Below are 25134 nucleotides of genomic sequence, written 5' to 3'. Positions count from 1 at the left end.
CGGGTCCTGACGGAAAAACGCAGGTGACCATCGGCCGGCGCACGGCCCCCGGAGCACCCCGCCGGAGTGGGCGAGGGTGCCGGGCGCGCCGGGCCGGTGCCGCGTCCGCGCAGGTCGTGGCGGTACGCGGCACCGGCGGACCACACCGGGCCGCCGGTGCCGGTGGCGCCGGCCGGGGCGGACGGCGCCCGGCCGGCCGCCGGTCGAAATCAGGTCAGTGTGAGCGCGTCAGGCGCAGGCCACGCGGGTGTCCGGGGTGTAGACGGGCCCGCCGCTGCTGTTCGTGCTGTCGCTGAACTCGGCGTAGTAGTACGAGTAGAAGCCGATGTTCCCGTTGCAGCCCGAGTCCGGGGCGATCTGCAGGGTCAGGGTCACGGTCCGGCTCTGCCCGGGCGCTATGGTCGCGCCGTAGTTGGTGCCGAGGTTGGCCGGGCCGGTGCCGGAACAGGGGGCGCTGCCGGTCGCGGTGGCCAGCGTGCAGCCGGTGAAGCTGTACTTGAGGTCCGGGCGCTGGGTGGTCAGCCAGGTCGGGTCGATCGTCTGGTACACGAACAGCACGTCGTACGTCTTGTTGTTGGTCAGCGTCATCGACAGCTGGACCGTGCCGCCGGGCTTCACGGTGGCGGTGTCGGTGGAGAACGTCAGGGCGGCGGGCGCCGGGTCCGCGCTCGCGCTGGGCGCCAGGCCGAAGACGGCGAGGGCGAGACCGAGGACGGCGGAGAGGCCGAGGCGCCTCATCAGAGGTGATCGCATGGCCCGGGAGGCTAGGCAAACGGCACACGCCCCGTCTGCCCCACGGAGGTCTCCCGGACGCCCACTGGCCGAAGGTGCTCGTCCGGTGAAAGCACCGTGGAGAAGCCGTGAGACACCCGTGCGACGGTCGAACACGCACGGTACCGGCAGGGTGACACATGGTGCGAGGGGGGTGGCGGACGCCGGAACGCCGGAGTCCGCCGCGGCGCACTTTGGCGCGTACCGAGCGCCCGGCGCACGACGGCGGACCCGCCGCGCGGTCAGCCGCTGACGCTGGTCGCGCCCGTCTCCAGGTGCCCGGTGAACCGGCGCGACCAGCTCGCGTCGGAGTCGACGGTGACCGTGAAGTCGTACCAGCCGTTCTGGTACGCCACGGCGTTGAAGAAGTCCTCCGTCGAGCCGCCCGCCGGCACCGTGTAGGTCCAGGGGCCGTCACCGCGGTAGTGGGTGGAGGTGATGGTGAACTTCACCGCCGAGGTGCCCGAGTTGAGCATCGTGAACCAGATCGCCAGCTTCCCGGTGCCGGACTCGACGCCGTAACGCGTGTGCACCTCGGCCGACTTGCCCGCCTTGGTCGCGTCGCCCCGGAAGCGGCGCAGAAAGCGGTTGGGCCCGGCCATGGCGAAGTCGTACTTGCCGTCGCCGTACCCGGCCCCGATGTTGAAGGAGTCGGCGGCGCTGCCGCCCGCGTCCACCGTGTACTGCCAGGGCGTGGTGTCGCGGTAGGCGGCCGGGTGCAGGGAGAAGTGGGCCGCCCGGGTCGCCGCGTCGCCCTGGTTGGTCATGGTGAACCAGGCGAGGATCTGGCCGTTCGCGCCGAACTGCAGGCGGTCCAGGTGGCCGCCCGGCTGGTAGGGCAGCGCACGGGCCGGACGGGTGCCGGTCTCCTGCGCGGGCAGGGCGTTGGTGGTCGGCGCCGGGTTGGGCAGCGGACCGCAGGTGGCGTAGCCGATCACACTGGTGGCGGGCAGCTGGGCCGCGCCGTTCACCGGGTGTCCGAAGTCGAACACCCCGGTCAGGTCGCCGCTGACCTTGCGCCGCCAGTCGCTGATGTTCGGGCAGGCCGCGGGCGTGCCGAGCGCCTTCGTCCAGGTCTCCAGGAAGCGCAGCACCGAGGTGTGGTCGAAGACCTCCGAGGACACCCAGCCGCCGCGCGTCCAGGGCGAGACCACGACCATCGGCACCCGGAAGCCGAACCCGAACGGCACCCCGTTCAGGAACTCGCCCGGGGTCCCGGCGGGCGGCGACGGCGGCGGCACGTGGTCGAAGAACCCGTCGTTCTCGTCGTAGTTGAGGAACAGGACCGTCGAGTCCAGGACGTCCTGGTCGGCGGCGAGCGCCTGGTAGACGAGGTGCACGAAGTGGGCGCCGTCGCCGGGCGTGGCGTACGGGTGCTCGGAGAACGCCTGGTTGGGCACCACCCAGGACACCTGCGGCAGGGTGCCGGCGACGACGTCCGCCTTGATCGCGGCGGCGATGTCGTCCGGGGTCGAGCCGGTCGCCTTCGGCACCGACGACATGCCCCGGTCGTGCAGCGGATCGCCGGCGGCCGCCGCGGTGAACTTCTTGAAGTAGGCGCAGCCGTTGTCCCCGTAGTTGTCCAGGGCGTTCTGGTACACCTTCCAGCTCACTCCGGCCGACTGGAGCGCCTCGGCGTAGTTCTGCCAGGTCAGGCCGGACTCGTCGCCGCCGTCGAAGCTGGCCGCGTCGACCTTGCCGCTCCACAGGTAGGTGCGGTTGGGGCCGGTGGCGCTGAGCGTGGAGCAGAAGTAGGCGTCGCAGACCGTGTAGGCGTCGGCGAGCGCGTAGTGGAAGGGGATGTCGTCGCGGTCCAGGTAGCCGAGCGAGCGGACGTTGCCGACCCCGGCGACCCAGTTGTCCATCCGGCCCTTGTTCCACGCGGCGTGCTGCGAGGCCCATGAGTGCGGCAGGTCGCCGCTGCACTGGGCCAGCGTCTCGCCGTCCTTGCCGCCGGCCGCGGGGGTGGCGCTGAGCTTCCACGGGTACTGGCGGCCGGTGCCGTTGGGCTGGTTGAACACCGGGTAGCCGCCGGCCAGCGGGATGCCGCTGCGGTCGTCGAAGCCGCGCACCCCCTTCAGCCGGCCGAAGTAGTGGTCGAAGCTGCGGTTCTCCTGCATGAGGATCACCACGTGCTTGACGTCCTTGATCGTGCCGGTGGCCGTGCTCCCCGCCGCGGCCGCCGCCCGCGTGCCGATGCCCAGCGCCGCCCCCGCCGCCACGGTCGCGCCGAGCCCCACGAAGCCTCTTCGGCTGATCGGTGTCATTCGCCCCGCCTTCGTCACGGAGTGCCCCTGCGGCACGCCGCGCGCCAGCGTGCTCGCGCCAAGGGGGAAACACCAGACCGGCGCGATGAGATTCGGATGAACGAACGGTTCCGGCCCGCGGTTCCAGGAAGGGAGGGGTCCGTTTCACCGGGTCGGGACCGCGCCGCTCAGGACGCCGAGTGGGCCGGCGGGGCGCCGGTGACCGCGGCGCGGTACAGCACCCGGGTGGCGTCGCCGAAGTAGGCGCTGTAGGAGACCTGGGAGGTGTTGCCGCCGGTGTGGTAGCCGCCGATCACACCGATCACCGCCCAGCCGTCCCGCGCCGGCACGAGCATCGGGCCGCCGCTGGTGCCGCCCACGAAGGCGTCGCAGGCGATGCGCGGGAAGGTGCCGGGATCGGCCGGGTCGTCACTGGCCCACGCGGTGGTCCGGCTCCAGCACTCCAGGGGCTTGTCCGCGTGCGCCGGGTACCCGATCATCCGCACCGGGGCGTGGCGGTAGCCCGTCCCGGTGCGCAGCCGCACCCCACCGGTCACGTCCTCGATCCGCCGCCCCTGCTCGTCGGGCCCGGTGACGGCGAAGGCGAAGTCGTACGCGGCCCCGGCGTGCTCGCCGAGGTCGTAGTATCGCTGGGGGACGTAGACGCCGTCGTCCTCGACCGGGAAGACCCCGAACGGCTTGCGGCCGTCGTGGTACTGGGGCACGAAGGCCAGGCGGCGGGCGGGGGAGGGGCCGGAGTAGTCCTTCAGGCAGTGTCCGGCGCTCAGCACCAGGGTGCGGGCGGGGCTGCGCACCACCGAGCCGCTGCAGGTGCGCCCGGTGCCGGTGGCGTCGGTCCAGAAGAAGGTCCCGGCCTGGGGGATGCCGTCGAAGCTCCGGCTGGGCGGGATGCGCTCGCCCGGCTGCGGGCCGTCCACCGCGGGGGCGGCGGCGCTGGTGCTCGCGGGTAGGGCGGCCGCCATCCGGGCCGGGGTCCAGTAGGCGTCGAGGCGGGCGGCGGCCGGACCGGGCGCGGCCGGGGCCCCGGCGGCCGAGGCGGCCGGGGCGAGCCCGGCGCCGAGCAGCAGCGCCGCCGCGCAGGTGGCGGCGTAGCGCAGGGCACCGGTCGCGGACGAGACCCTACGTGCCATCAGTTCTCCTGTGGGTGGGAGGAGTTGACGGCTCACCCTACGGCCGCGCGCCGCTCACTGCCCCATGACGTACTGAACGGTCGGCCCGGTGGTCCAGCCGCCGTCCACCGCGAGTTCGGCGCCGGTGACGTAGGAGGCCGCGTCGGACAACAAGTACACGACGGCGCCCGCGATCTCGTGCGGCTCGCCGACCCGGCCCATGGGCGTGTTCGGGTACTTGCCCTCGCCCTGCTCGATGCCGACGGAGGCGGTCATCGGGGTGTACGTCATCCCCGGGTGCACCGAGTTCACCCTGATCCGGGCGGTGCCCAGCTCCACGGCGCCGATCTTCGTCAGCCCCCGCACGCCCCACTTGGAGGCGCCGTAGCCGGCGGTCAGGGCCAGTCCCATCAGGCCCGCCGCCGAGGAGATGTTGACGATGGAACCGCCGCCGCTCTCCTTCATCGCGGGGATCACGGTCTTCATACCGATGAAGACGCCGGTGAGGTTGACGTCGAGCACCTTGCGGAAGCGCTCGACGGACTCCGACTCCAGGAACTGGCCGGTGGAGATGCCCGCGTTGTTGACCAGGCCGTGCAGGCCGCCGAACTCCGCGACCGCGTGCTCGGCGACGCGCCGCCAGTCCTCCTCGGAGGTGACGTCGTGGTGGAGGAAGCGGGCGTTCGCGCCGAGTGCGGCGGCGGTGGCCTCGCCCTCGCTGTCCAGGACGTCGGTGATCACCACCCGGGCTCCGGCCGCGACGGCCTGCCGGGCCGCCTCGGCCCCCAGGCCCCGGGCGCCGCCGGTGACGACGACGATCCTGCCGGTGAGGTCGTGCATGATGCGCTCCTTGCGTGGCTGCGTGGCTGCGTGCGGACGGTGGTCGGTGCGGTCAGTAGTGGGTGCCGCCGTCGACACGGACCTCGGTGCCGGTGATGAACCGGCCGTCCTCGCTGCCGAGCATCGCCACCACGGACGCCACCGTCTCGGGCCCGGCGAAGCCCTGGCCGAGCGCCGGGGCGAGCTTCATGAACAGGCTCATGTCGGCGTCCTCGGGCAGGCCCGGGCCCGCGCTCTGCCCGCTGGCGCCGCTGCCGTCGGTCATGCCGGAGGAGATGGAGCCCGGCTGCACGGCGGTGAAGCGGATGCCCTGCTTGGCGTACTCGGCGGCCAGGGCGTGCGTCATGGACTGGATGCCGCCCTTGCTCGCCGCGTAGGCCGCCATGTACGGGTGCGCGAACATCGCGGAGGTCGAGCTGAAGTTGACGACCGCGGCGTCCCGGCCCGCCAGCAGCGCGGGCACGCACTCGCGGATCATCAGGAAGGTGCCGACCAGATTGACCTGGAGGACACGGGTGAAGGCGTCCAGGGTCGTCTCGTGGGTGTGCGAGGAGCGCAGGATCCCGGCCGCGTTGACCAGGACGTCCAGGCCGCCCAGCGCGGCGACGGCGGCGGCCGCCCCCTCGCGCACCGAAGTCTCGTCCGCGATGTCCACGACGAGCGTGGTGAGCCGGTCCGCGTGGGCGCCGGCCTTCGCGACGGTGTCCGCCAGGCCCCGTTCGCTGATGTCCGCGGCCACCACGGTGCCGCCCTCGGCGAGGATGCGCAGCACGGTGGCCTGACCGATGCCGGAGCCACCGCCCGTGATCAGCGCGCGGCGGCCTTCATAGCGGTTCATGTGTGTCTCCAACCCGGCCCGCGCCGCTCTGTGGCGCGGCCATGCGACGCCGGCCTCTTGCCTGCCGGCGCTCTCGATGCATTTCACGTTACGCCTGGATGGCACGTTTTGCCACCACGTCAAAACACGCATACGACTGCTCGCGGGGCGTAGTCTTCTGCGGGTGAGCACCAAGCCGTCCCCCTCCCTGACCGAGCGCCGCAAGGCCGCCACCCAGCTCGACATCGCGCACGCGGCGGCCGAGCTGTTCGCCACCCGGGGGCCGGACGGCACCACGGCCGAGGAGATCTCCCGGCAGGCCGGGGTCGCGCTGCGCACCTTCTACCGGTACTTCCGCTCCAAGCAGGACGCGGTGAGCCCGCTGCTGGCCACCGGCGCCGAGCGCTGGCGGGCCCTGCTGGAGGCCACGGAGCCGGGCACGGCGCTGCCCGAGGCGCTGGAGGCCGCGGTCCGCCAGGCGCTGGCGGTGCCGGACGAAGAGGCCGTCCAGGCGCTGCTGCGCACCCGCGGGCTGCTGCGGGCCGCGGCGGACGACGCCGCGCTGCGGGCCGTCTGGTACCGGGTGAACCAGGAGTCCGAGGAGCGCCTCGTCCCGGTGATCGCCCGGCTGGCGGGGGAGCGGGCCCGGCCGCTGGAGGTGCGGCTCGCCGCGGCCGCGGCCACCGACGCCATCCGGATCGCGCTGGAGACCTGGGCCGCCGGCGAGGCCGGCGCCCAGGGCCCGGACTCACCCGCCGACCTCGCGGTGCGCTGCCTGCGCCGGCTCGTCGGCGGCATGCGGACGGGGGAGGCACGGTCCGGGGACGCGTCTGCTTGAGGCGCGCGTCGGGAGGGCGCCTGTCTGGAGTGCGCGCCGGGGACGCGTCTGCCTGGAGCGTGTGCCGGGGACGCGTGCGCCTGGAGCGCGCGGGGACGTGCTCGCCCGGAGCGTATCGGGAACGCGCCCGCCTGGAGTGCGCGTCGGGCAGCGGCCGGTCCCTGCCCGGACAGCGGTCGGCCCCCGTCGGGAACCTCCCGGCGGGGGCCGTTCGCCGTCACCCACGACACGCACGGACGAACGCGCGCGCCGTCTCCCGGAGCGGGAGGCGGCGCGCGCGTGAGGCGGGCGGGCGGCCTGGGATCAGGCGGCGGCCGGGGTGGCCGGCTGCGGCTCGCTGTAGACGCTCTCCACGTCCTCGACCGGGGAGGCCGTGGCGTTGTCGTACTTCACCCGGTCGAGGATGTTCTCGCGGGCGGAGACGAGGACCGGGACGAGGGCCTGTCCGGCGACGTTGGTGGCGGTGCGCATCATGTCCAGGATCGGGTCGATCGCGAGCAGCAGGCCCACGCCCTCCATCGGCAGGCCGAGGGTGGACAGGGTGAGGGTCAGCATGACCGTGGCGCCCGTCAGGCCGGCCGTGGCCGCCGAGCCGATCACCGAGACGAAGGCGATGAGCACGTACTCCTTGACACCCATGTGGACGCCGAAGATCTGCGCCACGAAGATCGCGGAGATGGCCGGGTAGATCGCCGCGCAGCCGTCCATCTTCGTGGTCGCGCCGAACGGCACGGCGAAGGAGGCGTAGTCCTTCGGGACACCGAGGCGGATCGCCGACTGCTGGGTGACCGGCATGGTGCCGACCGAGGAGCGGGAGACGAACGCCAGCTGGATGGCGGGCCAGGCGCCCTTGAAGAACTGCAGCGGGTTCAGCTTGGCGACGGTGGCCAGCAGCAGCGGGTAGACGCCGAACAGGACCAGGGCGCAGCCGATGTAGATGTCGGCGGTGAAGGTGGCGTAGTTGCCGAGCAGGTTCCAGCCGTACTTCACGATCGCGCGGCCGATCAGGCCCGCCGAGCCGATCGGCGCGAGCAGGATCACCCACCACAGGGCCTTCTGCAGCAGCTCCAGGATGGACTCGGACAGGGTCAGGATCGGCTGCGCCTTCGAGCCGATCTTGAGGATGGCGATGCCGGCCACGACCGCCATGAAGACGATCTGCAGGACGTTCAGCTCGGTGAACGGGGTGACGACGTCGGTCGGGATGATCCCGGTCAGGAAGTCGAGCCAGCTGCCCGCGTGGTCCGGCTTGGCGCCGTCGGCCGGGGTGAGGTCGGAGCCGGAGCCCGGGTTGGAGATCAGGCCGATGGCGAGACCGATGACCACCGCGATCAGCGAGGTGATCATGAACCAGAGCAGGGTGCGGCCGGCCAGCCGGGCCGCGTTGTTGACCTTCCGCAGGTTGGTGATGGACACCATGATCGCGAAGAACACCAGCGGGGCCACGGCCAGCTTCAGCAGCTGCACGAAGATGCCGCCCACCTTGTCGAGGGTGGTGGCGAGCCAGGACACGTCGTAGGTGCGGGCGACGAAGCCGAGGACCAGGCCGACGACGAGGCCGAGCAGCACTTGGCCCCAGAAGGGGACGGGTATCCGGAAGCGGGGCTTCGCGGGCTGCGGATCGCTGGTGTTCGCGGACACGGACACACTCCAGTGGTGGCGCGCTAGGGCGGGGACGAGCGGGACGTACGGGAGCGGCGGCCGTGAGGGTGTGTCAACGGCGCCGCTGCATCGGGGAGTTCGCGATCAGGCGCGACAAGCCGCGGACATGCAGCGGCAGAGATCGACGTGCAGGCGCGCCACGAGCAGAACGCCCATGGCGGTGCGGCCGGCGCGCGGTGCGGCGTCGGCGCGGTGCGCGGCTGCTGTCTTCATGACAGGAACGTTAACACTTGAACTTTGAGAACATCAAAGCGAGTCTTTGGAAAGACGTTCCGATCCGGCCGCCGGCGCGGGCCGGGCGGGCCGGGACGGCGCTCAGCGGCGCAGGGCCTCGAACGCGTCCCGCGCCGCGGTCCCGATGGCCAGGTCGATGTCCGGCGCCAGGCCCGCCCGCCGGTCGGAGCGGGTGAGCGCGGCCATCGCCACCCGGTCGCCCGAGGCGGCCTCCACCACCCCGATCTCGTGCCGCAGGTGCAGGAACGTCCCGGTCTTGCCGCTCACCCGGAGGGTGTCGGCGCGCAGTTCGCTCGCCAGCCGGTGGGTGAAGACCTGCGCCCCCATCATCCGGCGCAGCTCCGCCGTCGCCCCGGGCCCGGCGATCTCGTCCCGCCACACGCGCTCCAGCAGGGCGACCAGGGCGGCGGCGGTGCCGGTGTTGGCGTGCGCCGGGTCCAGCGTCTCGATGGTGTGCCGCCCGGTGCTCTCGTCGCGGACGGCCAGTTCCAGGGCGAGCGAGAAGTCGTTGCCGGCCGCGCCGGCGGCGCACTCGAACATACGGTTCATCCGGTGCCGTACCCGGATGCCCGCGCACCCCCAGGCGCGCAGCCGGGCGTCGGCCTCGGCCGGCGGCACCAGCGCGAACAGCGCGTCGGCGGCGGCGTTGTCGCTCACCGAGAGCATCGACACCAGCAGATCGCCGACGGCCACGGTGACCGGGTGGCGGAACGCGGCGAGCCCGGTGGGCCCGACACTGCTCGTGGCCGGATCGAGCACCACCGGCCGCGCGGCGTCCAGGCCGCCGCTCGCGATCCGGTCCAGGACGACCAGCGCGAGCGGGACCTTGACCACCGAGGCCAGCGGCAGCGGCTCGTCGATGTCAAAACCGAGCTGCTCGCCCGTGTCGAGGTGGCGCGCGAGGAACGAGCCGCGCACCCCCAGCGCCGCCCAGTCCGCGGCGACGGCCTCGGCGGCGTCGAGCAGGCCACCGTCACCGGCGACGAGGGCCGGGCGGTGCGGGGCGCCGGCGCTCGTCCGCGCGGCGCCGGCCGGTCCGGCGCTCATCCGCGGGCCGCCAGCCGCGCCGGGGCGTCCTCGCCCTCGCCCGCCACCCCGGAACGCGCCCCGGCCGACGCCCCCGGCACGTCCGGTGCGTCCGGTGGATCCGGTACGGCTCCGACGCCGGCCGCCAGCAGCGCCACCAGCCAGCCCGGCACATCCGCCGTGCCGTGCGGGCGCCGCGCGGCGCCCGGGACGTAACCCCGGTGCAGCGACGTGTCGGCCAGCGCGGCCCAGCGGGCGCCGTGCAGCCGCGCGAACGGCTCGGCGCACAGCAGCGTCGCCCGCCCGGCCAGGGTCTCGGCGAGCGCGGTCGCCACCGGCCCGGCCGGGCGGAGCAGGTTCTCGGGCAGCCCGGCCCGGGCGGCGGCCCGGCCCAGCCGGTCGCGCGCGACGGGGACCTCCTCCTCCGCCAGGGTGAGCACCGGCAGGGCGCCGCGCGGCCCGGGCGCCGCGCCCTGTCCCCGCCGGGGCCGCAGGTCCTCCAGGTGCACCGGCCGGACGGCACCGCCCGCACCGGACCCGCGCCCGTCCCGCTCCGCCTCCGGCGCCGCCGCGCGGGCCAGGCCGAGCGGCACCCGCAGCGCAGCGCCCTCCGGGGCGACGCGGACCAGCGCGTACGCCAGCGAGCCGTCGGCCAGGCCCGACTCCCGCTCCTGCGGCGGCAGTTGCCGCACGCCGAGGGTGACGCCGCGCTCCGCGCCGGCCCGGATGACCCGGGCCAGGGCCGACGGAGCGCAGTCCGCGGGCACCCCGACCACCCGCACCGCCGACTGCCGGGCCTCGTGCGCGACACGGCGCAGCCGCTGGGCCCGCTCCAGCACGTCCTGGGCGTACGGCAGCAGCAGGACCCCCAGCTCGGTGGTGGTGACCTGCCGTCGGGAGCGGTCGAAGAGCAGGCCGCCGAAGTGCTCCTCCAGCGTCTTGACCCGGCGGCTGAGCAGGGGCTGGGCGATGCCGAGCCGGTCGGCGGCGCGCGAGAAGCTCGCCTCGTCGACGGCGGCGACGTACGCCTCCAGGTGGGCGAGGAGGTCCATCCAGCAGTCATATCAATAAGTTATGCCGCGTTCAAAGTTCACTCTTGGACATGAGTGGAGTCCGGCTGCTTCGCTGTCCCGCATGACCAGTGACGCTTCACGTGCCACCTTCATGCCCCGGCGCCGCCTGCTGCGGGCCGGCGCCGCCCTCTCCACGGCCCTGACCGCGCCCGCGGCGGCGGCCGGCGCCGCGGCGGCGGCCACGCCCGCCGGAGCGCGCCGCGCCGAGGACGGGCTGCGCGACCTCGAACAGCGCTACGCGGCCCGCCTCGGCGTGTACGCCCACAACCTCCGCACCGGCGGGACCGTCTCCTACCGGGCGGGTGAACCCTTCGCGATGTGCTCGACGTTCAAGGCGTTCGCCGCCGCGGCCGTCCTGCGCGACCACGGCGACTGCGCCCCCCTCGACAAGGTGATCCACTATCCGCCCGCCGACATCCTGTCGAACTCGGAGACCACCGCGGCACACCTTGACACCGGCATGACCGTGGGCGACCTGTGCGCCGCAGCGATCCAGCGCAGCGACAACACGGCCGGGAACCTGCTGCTGCGCCGGCTCGGCGGCCCCGCCGGCCTGACCCGGTTCTTCCGTTCGCTCGGCGACCCGGTCAGCCGCCTCGACCGCTGGGAACCCGACCTGAACGCGGCCGTCCCCGGCGACCCGCGCGACACCACCACCCCGGAGCGGATCGGCCGCGACATCGAACAGCTGGCCCTGGGACAGGCGCTGGACGGCGCCGCCCGCCGGCAGCTCGTCACCTGGCTGAAGGGCACCACCACGAGCGGCGCGCGCTTCCGCGCCGGACTGCCCCAGGGCTGGACCGTCGCGGACAAGACGGGCACCGGCGACTACGCGTCCGCCCACGACGTGGGCGTCGCCTGGACGACCCGGGGGACCCCCATCGCCCTCGCGGTGCTGACGAGGAAACCGGCCGAGGACGCCCCCGTGGACGAGAAACTGATCGCCGACGCGGCGGCGGTCGTCGCGCGCATCCTCGCACCGGGGGAGTGACCGGAGGGACCAGGCCCCCGCCGGCAGACAACCGGCGGGGCCCTCTCGACGTCTTCCCGGGTGACCGAGCGACTGGGGGACACGATGAACTGGTCCAGGCTGGCCTGGGTCGCGGTGGCCGGCCTCGTGCTGTGCGGCTGCGCCGACGAGACCGGAAGCACCGGCACGCCCCGCGATCCCGGCACCCCGGCACACGGCGCGCACCAGGCCGCGAGCACACCCGCCGCCGCCCTCCCGAGGGTCACCCTGCTGCTGGACGGCCAGATCGAGGCCCGCCCCGGGCAATTGCTCGGAGTGCGCGTCGAGGGCCTCGCCAGCGAGCAGGGCGAGGACGGGGTCACCGCCGCCTCCCCGGCCCTCGACGGACCCGTACGGCTGCGCTGGCAGCGCTACGGCGCCTTCGAGGCCGCGCCCGCGGTCGCCACGACCGCCGAGCCCGGCTGGTACCCGCTCACGGTCGCCGTCGCGGGCCGGGTCGTCGCCCGGGACCGCGTCCAGGTGGTGCGCTCCCGGCGGCCGTCCTTCACCGTGTCGGGCTCGGACCCGTCCCGGCCCGGCGAGCGGGTGTGGCTGGGCTTCGACGACCTGTTCCCCGGCGAGCGGGGCACCGGCTTCACCGTACGGTCCGCGGCGCTGTCCGGGCCGGTGCGCCTGGGCCGCGACCGGTACGAGTTCCACAACCCGCGCTCGTTCACGGCCGCGCCGATCCTGCGCACCGCCCTGCCGGACGGCTCGTACGCCTTCGACCTGTACGGCCCGCACGGCCGGCGCGTCGCGCAGAAGCGGCTGACCGTGCGCGCGGCCCGCCCCGGCGACCGCGACTACCTGGGCCGGGTGACCGGCCCCGACCTGTACGCCCCGGGCACCGGCTACCGGAGGCACGCCCCGGGCCACGGCCTCACGGTCCACCGCGGCGGGCTGGTCTCGGTCATGTGGCACGACGAGAACCCGGACCAGGGCGAGGAGGGCCGGCTGACCGCCCTCTCCCCGGCCTTCACCCGCGCGCTGCGCCTCGAAGCCGACGACAGCAAGGCGTCGGACGGCGACTCCCCGCGCTACCGCGGCACCGCCACCGTCCGTGCCCGGCTGAAGCCGGGCCGCTACCCCGTGACGGTCGTCAGCCACCACGGCCGCGTCAGGCGGACCTCCTACCTGACGGTGACCGCCCGCTGACCGCGCTCCGCCGGGGCGGCGCCCGGAGCGCCCGCACGGGGGTGACCGGCCCCGCCGCCCCGGTCAGTCCACCGGCCAGGTGTGGACCGGGGCGTTCAGATGCATGTAGTCCATGTAGAGCTGGGTCATCCGGCGCAGGGCCTCGTGGCGGCCGGCGTGCAGGGAGGCGTCCAGGCGGTGGAACATCTCCTTCTGCCAGACCGCCCCGTTGCGGCCGGTCACGCACCGCTGCTCGATGATGCCGAGCAGCGGCTCCCGCCAGGCCGCGTCCATGCCGGAGAGTTCCAGTCCCCGGTGCGCCATCGGCAGCAGCCGCCGCAGGACGAGTTCGGGCACCGGCACCTCGCCCATGCCGGGCCAGTACAGCCGCCCCTCGATGCCGTGCCGGGCCGCCGTGTGCAGGTTCTCCTCGGCCGCCGAGAAGGACATCCGCGACCACACCGGCCGGTCCTCCTCCACCAGGGCCCGGGTGATGCCGTAGTAGAAGGCCCCGTTGGCGAGGGTGTCGGCGACGGTCGGCCCGGCGGGCAGGACCCGGTTCTCCACCCGCAGGTGCGGCTTGTCCTGCGCGAGGGCGTAGACCGGGCGGTTCCAGCGGTAGATCGTGCCGTTGTGCAGGGTCAGCTCCGCCAGCTCCGGTACGTCGCCCCGGTCCAGCGTCTCCGCCGGGTCCTGCTCCTCGCACAGCGGCAGCAGCGCCGGGAAGTAGCGCAGGTTCTCCTCGAACAGGTCGAAGACGCTGTTGATCCACCGCTCCCCGAACCACACCCGGGGCCGCACCCCCTGCACCTTGATCTCCTGCGGCCGGGTGTCGGTGGCCTGCTCGAACAGCGGGATACGGGTCTCGTGCCACAGCTCCCTGCCGAACAGGAACGGCGCGTTGGCCGCCAGCGCGACCTGCACCCCGGCGACCGCCTGGGCCGCGTTCCAGTAGCCGGCGAACTCCTCCGGGGACACCTGGAGATGGAACTGCGTACTGGTGCACGCGGCCTCCGGGGTGATCGTGTCCGCGTAGGTCCGCAGCCGGTCGACGCCGTCCACCTCGATGTGCAGGTCCTCGCCGCGGGCCGCGAAGACCTGGTCGTTGAGCAGCCGGTAGCGGGGGTTCTCCGAGAGCGCCGCGTGGCCGACGTCCTCCTGCCGCAGCGTGGGCAGGATGCCGATCATGATCAGATGGGCGCCCACCGACCCGGCGCGCTCGTCCGCGTGGTTCAGCGCCGCCCGGATCTCGGACTCCCAGGCGTCGGGGCCGCCCGCCGTCAGCGTACGGGGCGGGATGTTGGTCTCCAGGTTGAACCGGCCCAGCTCGGTCGCCCAGGCGGGGTCCGCGATCGCCGCCAGCACGTCGCTGTTGCGCATCGTGGGTTCCGCCCGGTCGTCGACCAGATTCAGCTCGATCTCCAGGCCCACCTGGGGCCGCTCGGAGTCGAACCGTGACTCGCGCAGCATCAGCGCGAACGCGTCGAGGCACTCCTGCATCTTGATCCGGTACCGGCGGCGGTCCTCACGGGTGAAGACCATGGCCGGGACGTCCCGTCCCATCGGCGCTCCCGGGTTGCCTCTCCTCGGACACCTCTCCACCCCAGCGTCGCACCCCCGGGCGACCCCGACCACGCGGGGCCGGGGCGCGGGCGCCCCGGCAGCATGGGGGTCAGGCGGGGCGGTCCGGGAGGACGGGACCGGCAAGGCCGCTCCGGCCCGGCGCTCGGCCGTCCTCCATGACCGCGATCCGGTCGCGGACCGCGGCGGCCAGCGCCGGGTCGTGGGTGAGGAACAGCGTCGCCAGACCCCGCCGTGCGCGGCTCTCCTCGATGACGGCCATCACCTCCGACTGCGTGGTGACGTCGAGCGCCGTGGTGGGCTCGTCGGCCAGCAGCAGCCGGGGCCCGGTCGCCGGCGCGGCGGCGATCATGACGCGCTGGAGCAGGCCGCCGGACAGCCCCGAGGGCCGCTGGCGCAGCCTGCGGGACGCGTCGGCCACGCCCACGTCGCACAGCAGCGCGGTCGCGGTCGCCTCGGCGTCCCTCCGGCGGGCGCCGCCGGTGGTGACCAGGCCCTCGGTGAGGAAGTCCCCGACGGTGCGCACCGGGTTGATGTGGGCGCGGGGGTCCTGGAAGACCATGGCGGCTTCCCGGGAGCGCAGCCGGCGCAGCGCGGCCGGTGCCGTCGCGGGGACGCTGACACCGTCGAAGCGGATGTCGCCCGCGGTGCGCGCCCGGCGGCAGCAGCCGCTGCACCGCGCGGGCGGTCAGCGACTTCCCGGAGTCCGACTCGCCGACCAGCCCGAGCGCGGTGCCGGCCGGGACGGCCAGGTCCACCCGGTGCGGGACGGTACGGGGCTCGCCGCGCACCGGCAGGGTGAGGGCGAGGGAGTCGATCTCCAGCAGGGCGGGCGGGGCGGCGGTCATCGGTCGTCTCCCAGGAGCCGTCGGGACAGGGCGCCGCCGAGCGGATTGCAGGCGATCACGAACACGACGATCACCAGGCCCGCGTACAGCGCCTGTTCGGGCCGCCCGGCGAGGATCCCGGAGGCGCCGTTCGCCACCATCAGCCCCCACTCGGCGTCCGGGGGCCGGACGCCCAGGCCGATGAAGGAGAACGCGGCCACGTCGAGCAGGATGTACCCGAAGGACGTCGTCACCTGCACCAGGACCAGCGGCAGCAGATCGGGCACGAGATGGCGCGGGCAGACCCGCCACCCCGGAAGTCCCAGCAGCGTCAGCGCCGCGACGTACGGCAGGCGCCGCTCGCGCGGGGCCGCGCGGCCGAGGACGGCGCCGTCATCGACATCGCCGACCGCGGCTTCTGCCATCCCGCCCCCGGCAGCCCCGACCAGTACGACGGCACACTGCACGTCACGCACGCCGGTCACTACTACCGCACGTCACCGGTCTTCCGTACGGACGCCCCGGCCCACCGCCGGCTCGCGGAGACCGTGTTCGTGGGCCTGGCCCGGCCCGACGGCGACGACGTCGTCGTCATCCGCCTGTACGCGCTGCGGTAGCGGGTGCCTTCTCGTCCGCATCCGCCCGCGCATGGCCGGGCCGCGTGCCCGCCCGGTCCATCTCGCGCCACTCCGGCCGCAGTCCGGCCAGGTTGGTGGTGAGGAAGTACGCGCTGCCCCAGGCCAGGAGCATCGGCACCAGTCCGGCGGCGGCCACCGCCCACCCGGCGAGCAGTCCGCCGAGCGGGATGCCGGCCCAGGCCAGCGAGTCGCCGAGCGCGTTGACCCGGCCCAGCATGTGCCGGGGCACCCGTTCGAACAGGACGGCGCCCAGGACGGGGTTGAGGAAGCCCGCGCCGAAACCGCCGACCGCGAACACCGCCAGGACCGCCGCCATCGGCGCACCCGAGGCGAGGACCAGGAACTTCGGTGCCCCGGCCAGCAGGAAGCCGGTGAAGAACACGACCCGGCGCCGCAGCCGGTGCGCGGCCGTCGCGGCGATCAGGCTGCCGCCGACCGCCGCGGCCCCCGCCACACTGCCCATCAGGCCGATCGCACTCGGGCCGCGGCCCGACCGCTCGGCCCAGACGGGCATCAGCACCGAACTGAACCCCGCGTCCAGCAGGTTGGTGATCCCGATCATGACGATGACGGTGAGCAGCAGCGGCTCGCCCCGCAGGAAGGTGAGGCCCTCGCCGAAGCGCCGCCAGTAGGTCCGCTCCGCGGTGGCGGCCGACTCGGCGGCACCTCCCATGCCGCGGGGCAGCGACAGCGCGATCACCACCGAACCCAGCGCGAAGCAGGCCGCGTTGACGACGAGGCCCGTCATGGGGCCGAGCGCGGCCACCAGCGCGCCGCCGGCCGCCGGGCCGAGTGTGGACGCCAGCCGCTCGGTCACCCCGGCCAGCCCGGTCGCCCGCTCCAGCGGCACCCCGGCACGGTCGGCGGCCTCCGGGACCATGACCCCCTTGGCCAGGTCGCCGGGGCCGCGCGCGGCCCCGACCACCGCGACCAGGGCCAGCAGCAGCGGCAGGGAGAGCACCCCCAGGGCGTGGCACAGCGGGACGGCCGCGGCGGCGGTGGCACTGACCAGATCCGCGGTCCACGACACGGTCCGGGGTCCCAGCCGGTCCACCAGCGGACCGGTGAACGCCTTGACCAGCACATAGGGGGTCATCTCGCAGAAGGCGACCAGGCCGGTCCGGGTGGCGCTGCCTGTGGTGACCAGCACGAACCAGGGCAGCGCGACGGCCGAGATCCGCGTGCCGGTCAGCGAGACGGCGGTGGCGGTGAGCACACCCGCCAGCGGCCGCGGTGTCCGCCCGGTGGGTATGCCGCCGGTCCCGGCGACGGTTCTCCTCATGACTCCAAGAGCCCTGCCCCGGCCGCTTCCTGGCCGTCGGCGGAGTCCGCCGGGGCGGAGGGGGCGGGCGTGTCCAGCTCGGGCAGCAGATGCGTGACGAGACCGATCCGCTCGGCCCCCTCGGGGGCGTCGGCCGCCGCCTCCGGCGTGTCCGGCCGGTAGCGGGCGACGACGGCGTGCAGCTCGCGGCGCAGGGCGCCGGCCTCCTCGGGGGTGAGCCGCAGGGCCCAGTCGCTCATGTCGTAGGTGTCCCGCCAGGCGCGGGGCGTCGTCTGGAGTTCGTTCAGCGCCTGCTGCGCGCGCAGGGCGTGGGCGGCGGCGACGGACTGGAGATAGGCCAAGGTGGCCTCCGGCTCCCGCTCGGCGAGGTCCCGGTCGTTGAGTTCGGTCATCTGGTGCACCGCACGCCACCACCGCTCCCGGGCGTTGCCGCGCTCGGTGTCCTCCTCGACGAAACCGGCCGCGCCGAGCTGGCGCAGGTGGTAGCTGGCCGTACCGGAGTTCACGCCCAGCCGCTCCGCCAGGCGCGTCGCCGTCGACGGACCGTGCTTGCGCAGCAGCCCGATCAGCCGGACCCGCACCGGATGCGCCATGGCACGCAGCCCCTTGGCGTCCAGGACCACCGCGTCCACGGCGGGCCGGGGCGCGTCCTTCCCCGCATTCGTGTCCGTCATGACGCGCACTCTAGACCGCGAACAGTTCTTCGCAAAGACTTCTTCGCGAAGAACTGTTGGCGATTTCTGGCCATGTCCGCGTACCCCCGTGGGTCCCTTTCGTCAGTCACCCTCCCGCCGGTCACCCTCCCGCCGTCGTCCGGCACTCGTGGCCGTGCGCCCTACCCGGCGCGCCCTATCCGGCGTACGCGGTCAGCGGGTAGTGGTCGGAGAGGTCGGTGTACGTGTAGGAGGTGCCCCAGCTCGACACCGTCCAGGGCGCGCACTCCTGCTGGACGACCTCGTTCGTCCACCCGGCGGGCCGGGCGTGACCGGCGCGGTGCAGCACGTGGTCGAGGTCCTCGCGCGGGTCGTCCGGGTAGCGGTAGCGGGCGATCGAGTTCTCCTGGGTGTCGAAGGAGTACGGATGGCCGGTGCGCGCGTCGGCGGCCACGAGCCCGGCGTCCGCGAGCATCGAGGCGTACTCGCCGCCGTGGAAGTCGACGTTCAGGTCACCGGCGACCATCACCTCCTCGCCGGCCGGGATGTTCTCGGCCTTGAGGAAGGCGTCGATCGCCTTGAACTGCCGGCCGCGGACCGCCGCCGCCTGCCCCGCGCCGCACCCCGGGTCGGTGGACTGCGTGTGGGTGCCGACGACATGCACCTTGGTGCCGCCGACGTTCAGCACCACATACGCGAACCCCTTGTTCGACCACCGGTCCGAGCCGCACGCGTCGGGGTACACGTACTGCTCCTCACGCACGATCGGCCACTTGCTCAGCACGGTCACCCCGCCGTCCTCGGGCGTCGTCGCCGAGTACGCCCCGCCGGTCGCGTCCCAGCCGCTCCTGCTCCGGCCCACCACCGGTGTCTGGTACGGGTATTCGGCCGCGGCGCCGCTCTTCAGGGTGTCCGAGGCGGAGTTGTCGAACGCCTCCTCCAGGACGACGACGTCGTCGCCGTGGAAGAAGGGCGCCTTCGCGATCTCGGCGGCCCGGTGCTCCTGACCCCAGTTCGGGTAGAGGTTCCGGCTCATGAGGAAGGTGTTGTACGTCAGCACCCGCAGCGACGGGGCCGGGGCGACCGCCGCCGCGGGCGACGCGACCGCCACCGTGGCGGCGGGCAGGGCGAGGGCGAGCGCCAGCGCGCCCAGGGCGCGGCGCGGCACGAAGGACGTCACTGGATCTCCCGGTGGGATGAGGGGGGGCGGGGCGGCGTCGCCATCCAACCACCGGGAATTACCACCGGGTAACTCCTGTGCGGGCGGGGGATGAAGCGCCGGCCACACCCCCGCACCGCCCGCTCGGACTCAGGCCCGGTGGACGACCTCACCGCCGACCATGACGATCTCGCACACCGTCCCCGGGATGTCGGCCGGCTCGGCCGCGAGCACGTCACGGGAGAGCACGACCAGATCGGCCACCTTGCCGACGGAGAGCGAACCCCGCTCGTGCTCCAGGAAGTTCGCGTACGCCGAGCCCATCGTGTAGGCGCGCACGGCGGTCTCCACGTCCACCGTCTCCTCCGGCATCCACGGCTCGCCGCCCGCCAGCGGACGCCGGGTGACCGCCGTGTACAGGCCGATCATGGGGTCCATCTCCGCCACGTTCCAGTCACTGGAGAAGGCCAGCGTGGCCCCCGCCCGGTGCAGGCTGCGCATCGGCCACGCCTTGTGCCACCGCCCGGGACCGACGTTCCGCGCCCAGTCCTGGCCGGGACCGGCGATCTCCGGGGCGCAGTGGCGCGGCTGCATGCAGGCCACGACGCCCAGTTCCGCGAAACGCGGCACGTCCGCCGGGTCGCAGCACTCCACGTGGACCACTTGGTGCCGGGCGTCGCGCGGGCCGTTCGCCGCCCGGGCCCGGGCGACCGCGTCCAGCACGGTGCGGATGCCGCGGTCACCGGTGGCGTGCACGAAGCACTGGAAGCCGCGCTCGTCCAGCCGCGCCAGCAGCCCGGCGAACTCCTCCGGCGGGTAGAAGGTGTCCCCGCGGTGCCGGCAGCCCGTGTACGGCTCCAGCAGGGCCGCGGTGCGCGGCTCGACCACGTCGTCGATGTACAGCTTGAGCGGGCCCACCCGCATCCGCTCGTCGTCGAAGCGGCGCGCGGCCTCGGCGAACTCGTCCAGGTCGGCCTCGGTGGTGCCGCGCGGATGGAACAGCGCGGCCACCAGCCGGGAACGCAGCCGCCCCTCCTTGCGGGCACGCTCGAACAGCTCCAGGTCGTCGAGGGAGTTCTGCGGCTCCACGACGGTGGTGATGCCGAAGCGGATCGCGTCGTCCAGGCTGTTCACCAGCCGTCCGTACTGCCGCTCGGCCGAGGCCCACGGTACCCCCAGCTCGCGCAGCGCCCGGTGCCCCTCGCGGGAGAGGCCGCGCACCGCGAAGTCCTTGACGAAACCGGTGGGTTCGCCGGAGTCCGGGTCGGTCTCGGGTACGCCGAACGGGAGCGGGCCGCAGCCGCGGGTGACGCCCAGGCGGGCCATGGCCGCGCTGTTGAGCCACATGGTGTGCACGTCGTAGCTGAGGACGAAGGCGGGGGTGTCGCCGGTGAGCGCGTCCAGGTCCGCCGCCCGGGGCATCCGGCCGTCGGGCAGGACCGAGTAGTCGAAGCCCTCCGCCTCGATCCACCCGGCGCCGGGGTGCCGCTCGCGCCAGGCGGCGATACGGGCGGTGACCTCGGCGAGGGAGCGCGCCCCGGCCAGTTGCACGCACTCGGCGTCCGAGCCCAGCCGTACGTGGTTGTGCGCGTCGACGAAGCCCGGCAGGACCCGCCGCCCGCCCGCGTCGAGCACCTCGGTCCCGGGGCCGGTCCACGCCGCGGCGTCCGCGTCGGAGCCCAGCCACACGATGCGGCCGTCGCGGACGGCGAGCGCCTCGGCCGAGGGCAGCGCCGGGTCCACGGTGTGGATGCGCGCGTTGCGTAGGACCAGTTGGGCGGGGGAGGGGGCAGTCACGATCGGGTTCTCCAGTCGGTGCGGTGTGCGGTGTTGCTGTTGCTGTTGCTGTTGCTGTTGCTGTTGCTGTTGCTCTTGGGCGCGGGTCGGCGGGCGTGCGCCGTGCGGCTCAGCTGTCGTCGTCGGGAGCGGCGACCTGCCACCGGTCGTGGGGGTGGCGGCGCAGGTAGAGGGCGTAGTAGAGGGCGGCGAGGACGATGACGCCGCCGGTGATGGCCAGATCCCGTCCGGCCTGCTGGTACAGGACGTAACCGACGGAGGCGAGCACGACGACCGGTGCCAGCGGCCACAGCGGCATCCGCCAGGCGGGCCGCTCGCGCAGCGTGCCGCGGCGGGCGGCCAGGGCGGCGAGCGCGAGCAGCACGTACACCACGGCGAGGATCGCGCCGGTGGCCTCGTACAGCGTGGACAGGTCGGCGAAGGCGGCCAGCGCCGCGCCGGGCAGGCTGATGGCGAGGGTGGCGACCCACGGGGAGCCGAAGCGGGGGTGCAGCCGGGTCAGCGCCCGGTTGACCGGTGCGGGCCAGGCCCGGTCCCGGCCGGAGGCGTAGACGACCCGGGCGTTCTGCAGCACCATCACCAGCACGGCGTTGAGGATGGCGAGGGCGACGCACAGGTCGATGACGGTGGCCGTGGTGTCGCCGGCCCAGCCGCGCACCAGATCGGAGAAGGTCGCGGTGGACAGGGCCCGGGTCGAGCCGGTGCCGAGCACGGCGGCGACCGCCGGGACGACGATGACGGCGGCCCCGATGAACAGCGACCAGAAGACGGTGCGCGCCACGTTGCGGCGGGGCTGGTGGATTTCCTCGGCGAGGTAGGAGGCGGTGCCGAAGCCGTTGACCACGAACATCGCGGCGGCCAGGCCGGAGACGAGCAGCCCCAGGGTGAAGGTGGACTGCCCGGCGGTCGCCGCGTGCACCTCGGGGTGGATGAGGACGGACGGCGAGCGGTGGACATGGGTCAGCCCGAGCGCCGCCACCACCGCGGCGGCGATCAGTTCGAGGATCAGGAAGGCGCCGGTGACCAGCGCGTTCGACTTGATGTCCAGGACGGCCGTGGCGATCGCCACGAGCATCACCGCACACCCGGCGACCTGCGGGTCCACCCGGACGAGGTCGGCGAGGTAGTCGGCCATGCCCAGCGCGATCACCGGCGGGATGACCACGAGCATCGCGATGGTCATCGCGAAGGTCACCCAGCCGAGGAAACGCCCGAGCAGCGCGTCCACCATGGCGTACTCGCCGCCGGAACTCGGGGTCAGGGTGCCGAGTTCGGCGTAGCACGCGCCCACGGCGATCGAGATGACGATCCCCACCACGATGGTCAGCGGGGCGCCCGTGCCCTGTCCGGCGAACAGCTCGGGGACGAGGATGAACAGGGACGAGGCGGGGGTGATGCAGGAGAGCGTGAGCAGGACGGCGCCCACCGGGCCGAGGACCCGGGCGAGGCCGGGCGCCGCGGCGCCCTCCGCCGCACCGGCCATGTCCGCCACGTCGGCGGCGGCGGCCGACGCGACGGGGGAGACGGAGACGGGGGAGGCGGGGGCGGGCGTCGGCGGTGAGGTGCCGTGCGGTGTGTCCGCAGGAGTGTGCGTCATGGAGGTGCATCCCCGGGATCGGGCGGCGAACCGCGTGCGGAGGAGCCGAAGAGGAAGAGGTTTCTTGAACGCGATTCAAGGACTTTGAACGCCATACAAGATGTGTACGGCGGTCCTGTCCTGTCAAGAGGTCGACCGGAGGCCATCCAAAACTTGACCAGCGTTCAAAAAAATCGGGCGGTGCCGCTAGACTGGCCGGCGTGACGGCACAGGTGGCGCAGGGGGCGCAGGGGGCACGACGCAGGCGCGGCGGCGCGGTCGCCCGTGAACGCATGCTGGAAGAGGCGATGCGCGCCATCGCGCAGCACGGCCTGGCCACGCTCACCATGTCCGGACTGGCCGAGCGCCTGGGCACCTCCGGCGGCCACATCCTGTACTACTTCGGCAGCAAGGACCGGCTGCTCCTGGAAGCGCTGCGCTGGAGCGAGGACCGGCTGACCGAGGACCGCCGCGCCCTGCTCTCGCGCCGCACCACCGTCCCGCGCCGCCTGGACGCCTTCCTCGGCCTCTACCTCCCCGAGGGCCCCCGGGACTCCCGCTGGATGCTGTGGGTCGAGCTGTGGGCGCGGTCCGCGCGCGACGGCGAACTCACCGCGGCCCAGGAGGAGATCGACCGGGCCTGGCAGGAGGACCTGGAGCAACTGCTGCTCCGCGGGGTGCGCCAGGGACGCCTCGGCCTGACGGCGCAGGAGGTCCCGGCGGCCGCCGACGAACTCCTCGCCCTCCTCGACGGACTCAGCACCCGCGTCGTCCTCGGCCTGCGCGGTGCCACCCGGGAAGGGGCCCTGGAGACCGCCCGGCGCGCGGCGCGCCACGCGACGCGGCCGCTGGGCTGACCAGGATGGCCTCGGCGTGAGCGCGGCCCTTACCGGCCGGAGCCGCCCGCCGCGGGATCGGGCGCCGAGGCGAGGAACCGCTCGCGGTCGACGACCGCGCGGTCGATCTCGCCGGCCGCCACCACCTCGCCCGAACCGTCGACGGCCCGCACGGCGAAGGTGAGCCGGCGGCCCTCCGGCGCGGCGGGCGGTTCGGCCACGACCTCGACGCGGCCGCCCACCAGGGTGGCGCGCAGGTGCCGTACGCGGATCGCGGTGCCCACGGTCGTCTCGCCCGCCGCGGTGAACGGCGCGGCGGCCCGTACCGTCTCCGCCTCCAGCCACGCGATCAGCCGGGGCGTGGCCAGCACGGGCACGTCTCCGCTGCCCACCGCCGCCGCCGTGTCCTCGTCGGTCACCTCGTAGCGCATTCCCCCACGCTATCGCGGCCGGACGGTCGGGAAGCGGGCCGGTGGAGCAGGAGGCCGGCGGCGACGGGCCGGTGGCCGGAGGCCACGCTCGCGCTCTCGCGTCACCGGTGACGGTGATGCCGGGGGAGACCGTCACCGGCTCGATCCGCTGGACCGCGTCCGCCGCCGGGTAGGCGGGGCCGCCGCCCCGCGGCGTCCGCCGCCTACCCGGCGGCCCGCCCCGCAGCAGTCGGCCGGCCTGCCGGGGCGAGCGCAGGTGCCGCCGTGCCGAGCATGACGGCGGCGGCCGCGGCGGCGGCCAGGGCGCGGCCGAGAGGCGAACGGTTCCTGCGGGCCACGGGGTTCTCCGGGAGGAGCGCGGTGACGGGCGGGGCACGGGTTCAGCGCGGGGGAGGGGCGATCCGCAGCCGCGTCGGTGCGTCGGCGGCCGGTGGGGGAAGGCGCAGCGGCTCCCGGCCGGGAGTGATGCCGCCCAGCAGCGAGGCGTGCCGGGCCCCGGTGCACGAGGGCACCGTGCCGGGCAGGCCGTGCACGGTCAGGAAGCCCAGGACCGCGAAGGCGAGGGCCTCCTTGGCGGCGGCCGGCAGTCCCAGGGCGTCGCTCGGCAGGACTCGCACGCCGGGCAGTTCCTCGCCGATCACGCGCAGCAGCACCGGGTTGCGGACTCCGCCGCCGGAGACGACGAGTTCACCGACGCCGTGTGCGCGGCAGGCGTCCGCGACCGTCACCGCGGTCAGCCGGGTCAGCGTGGCCAGCACGTCGTCGGGTTCGGGTACGGGCTCGGCGGCGAGCGCGTCCAGCAGCCGGTCCAGGCGGAACAGTTCCTTGCCGGTGGTCTTCGGGGCGGGCCGCCGGTAGTAGGGCTCGGCCAGCAGCAGCGCCAGCAGCCCGGGGCTGACCCGGCCGCGCGCGGCGCCGCGGCCGTCCTCGTCGTAGTGCCGTACGCCGCCGGTGAAGTGCCGTACGGCGGCGTCGAGCAGCGCGTTGGCGGGGCCGGTGTCGAAGGCGAGGGGGCCGGTCCGCGGGTCGAGCACGGTGATGTTGGCGATGCCGCCGAGATTGAGCGCGGCGGCCACCCCCGGCCGTCCGCGCAGCAGCAGGGCATCGACCATGCTGACCAGCGGCGCCCCCTGGCCGCCCGCGGCCACGTCGCGGCCGCGCAGGCCGGAGACGACGGGCAGGCCGGTCGCCTCCGCGATCCAGGCCGGTGCGCCGAGCTGGAGGGTGCCGCGGACCCGTCCGTCCTCCACCCAGTGGTGGACGGTCTGGCCGTGCGAGACCACCAGATCCGCACCGCCGGGGCACAGCGCCTCGACGGCCCGTACGGCGGCGTCGGCGAAGACCCGGCCCACGTCGGTGTCCAGGCGGCAGACGGCCTCGGCGGTGGTGACCGCGGGCGGCAGCACGTCCTCGATGCCCCGGCGCACCTCCCCGGGCCAGGGCACGCTGATCGCGCCGAGCGGCGACATGACCAACTCGTCGCCTTCGAGACGCAGTTCGGTGGCGGCCGCGTCGACGGCGTCGTAGGAGGTGCCCGACATCAGACCGATCACGCGCAAGGCGACCGCGTCCCT

At 74.2% G+C, this 25134-nt stretch carries 24 protein-coding genes; 5 read left to right on the top strand and 19 right to left on the bottom strand.

The features are described 5' to 3' along the window. Positions 1-228: 228 nt before the first annotated feature. The 5 genes from ABZ858_RS16985 to ABZ858_RS16965 all read right to left on the bottom strand — a co-directional run bounded on the left by ABZ858_RS16985 (position 229) and on the right by ABZ858_RS16965 (position 5825). Positions 229-753, bottom strand: a complete 525-nt coding sequence (locus ABZ858_RS16985; RefSeq protein WP_361378162.1) for a hypothetical protein — start codon at positions 751-753, stop codon at positions 229-231. Between the two features lie 260 nt (positions 754-1013). Continuing rightward, the gene (locus tag ABZ858_RS16980; RefSeq protein WP_361378159.1) at positions 1014-3038 is read right to left on the bottom strand and encodes a phosphocholine-specific phospholipase C; all 2025 of its coding nucleotides are present in this window, start codon (positions 3036-3038) and stop codon (positions 1014-1016) included. Positions 3039-3205: 167 nt separating this feature from the next. Continuing rightward, positions 3206-4168 (bottom strand): hypothetical protein, encoded by a 963-nt coding sequence (locus tag ABZ858_RS16975; RefSeq protein ID WP_361378156.1) that lies wholly within the window; start codon positions 4166-4168, stop codon positions 3206-3208. A gap of 54 nt (positions 4169-4222) precedes the next feature. Beyond that, positions 4223-4987, bottom strand: coding sequence for a glucose 1-dehydrogenase (locus tag ABZ858_RS16970; RefSeq protein ID WP_361378153.1), 765 nt, complete (start codon positions 4985-4987; stop codon positions 4223-4225). Positions 4988-5039: 52 nt separating this feature from the next. Next, a complete protein-coding gene (locus ABZ858_RS16965; protein WP_361378150.1) occupies positions 5040-5825 on the bottom strand; it encodes an SDR family oxidoreductase in 786 nt (261 codons plus the stop codon). Between the two features lie 163 nt (positions 5826-5988). Here ABZ858_RS16965 and ABZ858_RS16960 point away from each other — a divergent pair, with 163 nt between their 5' ends. Then, positions 5989-6642 (top strand): TetR family transcriptional regulator, encoded by a 654-nt coding sequence (locus tag ABZ858_RS16960; RefSeq protein WP_361378147.1) that lies wholly within the window; start codon positions 5989-5991, stop codon positions 6640-6642. 303 nt (positions 6643-6945) lie between these two features. On the opposite strand, the gene ABZ858_RS16955 is transcribed toward ABZ858_RS16960, so the two are convergent. The 4 genes from ABZ858_RS16955 to ABZ858_RS16940 all read right to left on the bottom strand — a co-directional run bounded on the left by ABZ858_RS16955 (position 6946) and on the right by ABZ858_RS16940 (position 10616). Continuing rightward, positions 6946-8283 (bottom strand): dicarboxylate/amino acid:cation symporter, encoded by a 1338-nt coding sequence (locus ABZ858_RS16955; RefSeq protein ID WP_361378144.1) that lies wholly within the window; start codon positions 8281-8283, stop codon positions 6946-6948. A 105-nt stretch (positions 8284-8388) separates the two neighbouring features. Further along, positions 8389-8517, bottom strand: coding sequence for a hypothetical protein (locus ABZ858_RS16950; RefSeq protein ID WP_361378141.1), 129 nt, complete (start codon positions 8515-8517; stop codon positions 8389-8391). Between the two features lie 102 nt (positions 8518-8619). Further along, on the bottom strand, positions 8620-9585 hold the full coding sequence (locus tag ABZ858_RS16945; RefSeq protein ID WP_361378138.1) for a serine hydrolase: 966 nt from the start codon (positions 9583-9585) through the stop codon (positions 8620-8622). After that, positions 9582-10616 carry a LysR family transcriptional regulator gene (locus tag ABZ858_RS16940; protein WP_361378135.1) on the bottom strand — a complete coding sequence of 345 codons (1035 nt, stop codon included), beginning with the start codon at positions 10614-10616 and terminating at the stop codon, positions 9582-9584. The genes ABZ858_RS16945 and ABZ858_RS16940 overlap by 4 nt, the downstream gene beginning before the upstream one ends. 82 nt (positions 10617-10698) lie before the next feature. Between ABZ858_RS16940 and bla the strand changes: the two genes are divergently transcribed. Both bla and ABZ858_RS16930 read left to right on the top strand, forming a co-directional pair. After that, positions 10699-11628, top strand: coding sequence for a class A beta-lactamase (gene bla / locus ABZ858_RS16935; RefSeq protein ID WP_361378132.1), 930 nt, complete (start codon positions 10699-10701; stop codon positions 11626-11628). Between the two features lie 60 nt (positions 11629-11688). Continuing rightward, complete coding sequence (locus ABZ858_RS16930; protein WP_361378130.1) at positions 11689-12801, top strand: hypothetical protein; 1113 nt, start codon at positions 11689-11691, stop codon at positions 12799-12801. 63 nt (positions 12802-12864) lie between these two features. Here the strand turns inward: ABZ858_RS16930 and ABZ858_RS16925 are convergent, their stop codons facing one another. The 3 genes from ABZ858_RS16925 to ABZ858_RS16915 all read right to left on the bottom strand — a co-directional run bounded on the left by ABZ858_RS16925 (position 12865) and on the right by ABZ858_RS16915 (position 15514). Beyond that, positions 12865-14343, bottom strand: a complete 1479-nt coding sequence (locus ABZ858_RS16925; protein WP_361378128.1) for a glutamate--cysteine ligase — start codon at positions 14341-14343, stop codon at positions 12865-12867. Between the two features lie 109 nt (positions 14344-14452). After that, positions 14453-14953 (bottom strand): ATP-binding cassette domain-containing protein, encoded by a 501-nt coding sequence (locus ABZ858_RS16920; RefSeq protein WP_361378825.1) that lies wholly within the window; start codon positions 14951-14953, stop codon positions 14453-14455. Between the two features lie 252 nt (positions 14954-15205). After that, on the bottom strand, positions 15206-15514 hold the full coding sequence (locus ABZ858_RS16915) for an ABC transporter permease subunit (protein ID WP_361378822.1): 309 nt from the start codon (positions 15512-15514) through the stop codon (positions 15206-15208). Here ABZ858_RS16915 and ABZ858_RS16910 point away from each other — a divergent pair. Continuing rightward, a complete protein-coding gene (locus ABZ858_RS16910; RefSeq protein ID WP_361378126.1) occupies positions 15479-15805 on the top strand; it encodes a DUF3237 family protein in 327 nt (108 codons plus the stop codon). The two genes, ABZ858_RS16915 and ABZ858_RS16910, sit on opposite strands and share 36 nt — an antisense overlap. Here ABZ858_RS16910 and ABZ858_RS16905 read toward each other — a convergent pair. The 5 genes from ABZ858_RS16905 to ABZ858_RS16885 all read right to left on the bottom strand — a co-directional run bounded on the left by ABZ858_RS16905 (position 15780) and on the right by ABZ858_RS16885 (position 22314). Further along, on the bottom strand, positions 15780-17108 hold the full coding sequence (locus tag ABZ858_RS16905) for an MFS transporter (RefSeq protein WP_361378124.1): 1329 nt from the start codon (positions 17106-17108) through the stop codon (positions 15780-15782). The genes ABZ858_RS16910 and ABZ858_RS16905 overlap by 26 nt on opposite strands. Continuing rightward, positions 17105-17782, bottom strand: coding sequence for a helix-turn-helix domain-containing protein (locus tag ABZ858_RS16900; protein WP_361378122.1), 678 nt, complete (start codon positions 17780-17782; stop codon positions 17105-17107). Before ABZ858_RS16900 ends, ABZ858_RS16905 begins: the two co-directional genes overlap by 4 nt. A 175-nt stretch (positions 17783-17957) precedes the next feature. After that, complete coding sequence (gene sph, locus ABZ858_RS16895) at positions 17958-18941, bottom strand: sphingomyelin phosphodiesterase (RefSeq protein WP_361378119.1); 984 nt, start codon at positions 18939-18941, stop codon at positions 17958-17960. A gap of 129 nt (positions 18942-19070) precedes the next feature. Next, complete coding sequence (locus ABZ858_RS16890) at positions 19071-20717, bottom strand: amidohydrolase (protein ID WP_361378116.1); 1647 nt, start codon at positions 20715-20717, stop codon at positions 19071-19073. Positions 20718-20826: 109 nt separating this feature from the next. Further along, complete coding sequence (locus ABZ858_RS16885; RefSeq protein WP_361378113.1) at positions 20827-22314, bottom strand: APC family permease; 1488 nt, start codon at positions 22312-22314, stop codon at positions 20827-20829. A gap of 200 nt (positions 22315-22514) precedes the next feature. Between ABZ858_RS16885 and ABZ858_RS16880 the strand changes: the two genes are divergently transcribed. Further along, entirely contained in the window at positions 22515-23150 is a 636-nt protein-coding gene (locus ABZ858_RS16880; RefSeq protein ID WP_361378110.1) for a TetR family transcriptional regulator C-terminal domain-containing protein, read from the top strand. A 29-nt stretch (positions 23151-23179) separates the two neighbouring features. Here the strand turns inward: ABZ858_RS16880 and ABZ858_RS16875 are convergent, their stop codons facing one another. Together ABZ858_RS16875 and ABZ858_RS16870 are read right to left on the bottom strand one after the other, a co-directional pair. Next, positions 23180-23560, bottom strand: coding sequence for a thioesterase (locus ABZ858_RS16875; protein ID WP_361378107.1), 381 nt, complete (start codon positions 23558-23560; stop codon positions 23180-23182). A gap of 380 nt (positions 23561-23940) precedes the next feature. Continuing rightward, positions 23941-25119, bottom strand: coding sequence for an anhydro-N-acetylmuramic acid kinase (locus ABZ858_RS16870; RefSeq protein ID WP_361378104.1), 1179 nt, complete (start codon positions 25117-25119; stop codon positions 23941-23943). Between the last annotated feature and the right edge of the window lie 15 nt (positions 25120-25134).

This window comes from Streptomyces sp. NPDC047017, assembly GCF_040644175.1.
Classification (GTDB): domain Bacteria; phylum Actinomycetota; class Actinomycetes; order Streptomycetales; family Streptomycetaceae; genus Streptomyces.
Note: the sequence above shows the minus strand (reverse complement) of the source record. Positions and strands in the feature narration are given on the sequence as shown.

What these genes read in the sequence shown, in the direction of transcription:
- ABZ858_RS16975 (WP_361378156.1), bottom strand. Translation starts at nt 4,168, where the DNA reads ATGGCACGTAGGGTCTCGTCCGCGACCGGTGCCCTGCGCTACGCCGCC.
- ABZ858_RS16945 (WP_361378138.1), bottom strand. Translation starts at nt 9,585, where the DNA reads ATGAGCGCCGGACCGGCCGGCGCCGCGCGGACGAGCGCCGGCGCCCCG.
- ABZ858_RS16925 (WP_361378128.1), bottom strand. Translation starts at nt 14,343, where the DNA reads ATGGGACGGGACGTCCCGGCCATGGTCTTCACCCGTGAGGACCGCCGC.
- ABZ858_RS16905 (WP_361378124.1), bottom strand. Translation starts at nt 17,108, where the DNA reads ATGAGGAGAACCGTCGCCGGGACCGGCGGCATACCCACCGGGCGGACA.
- ABZ858_RS16885 (WP_361378113.1), bottom strand. Translation starts at nt 22,314, where the DNA reads ATGACGCACACTCCTGCGGACACACCGCACGGCACCTCACCGCCGACG.
- ABZ858_RS16965 (WP_361378150.1), bottom strand. Translation starts at nt 5,825, where the DNA reads ATGAACCGCTATGAAGGCCGCCGCGCGCTGATCACGGGCGGTGGCTCC.
- ABZ858_RS16900 (WP_361378122.1), bottom strand. Translation starts at nt 17,782, where the DNA reads ATGACGGACACGAATGCGGGGAAGGACGCGCCCCGGCCCGCCGTGGAC.
- ABZ858_RS16875 (WP_361378107.1), bottom strand. Translation starts at nt 23,560, where the DNA reads ATGCGCTACGAGGTGACCGACGAGGACACGGCGGCGGCGGTGGGCAGC.
- ABZ858_RS16970 (WP_361378153.1), bottom strand. Translation starts at nt 4,987, where the DNA reads ATGCACGACCTCACCGGCAGGATCGTCGTCGTCACCGGCGGCGCCCGG.
- ABZ858_RS16980 (WP_361378159.1), bottom strand. Translation starts at nt 3,038, where the DNA reads ATGACACCGATCAGCCGAAGAGGCTTCGTGGGGCTCGGCGCGACCGTG.
- ABZ858_RS16940 (WP_361378135.1), bottom strand. Translation starts at nt 10,616, where the DNA reads ATGGACCTCCTCGCCCACCTGGAGGCGTACGTCGCCGCCGTCGACGAG.
- bla (WP_361378132.1), top strand. Translation starts at nt 10,699, where the DNA reads ATGACCAGTGACGCTTCACGTGCCACCTTCATGCCCCGGCGCCGCCTG.
- ABZ858_RS16910 (WP_361378126.1), top strand. Translation starts at nt 15,479, where the DNA reads ATGGCGCGGGCAGACCCGCCACCCCGGAAGTCCCAGCAGCGTCAGCGC.
- ABZ858_RS16985 (WP_361378162.1), bottom strand. Translation starts at nt 753, where the DNA reads ATGCGATCACCTCTGATGAGGCGCCTCGGCCTCTCCGCCGTCCTCGGT.
- ABZ858_RS16950 (WP_361378141.1), bottom strand. Translation starts at nt 8,517, where the DNA reads ATGAAGACAGCAGCCGCGCACCGCGCCGACGCCGCACCGCGCGCCGGC.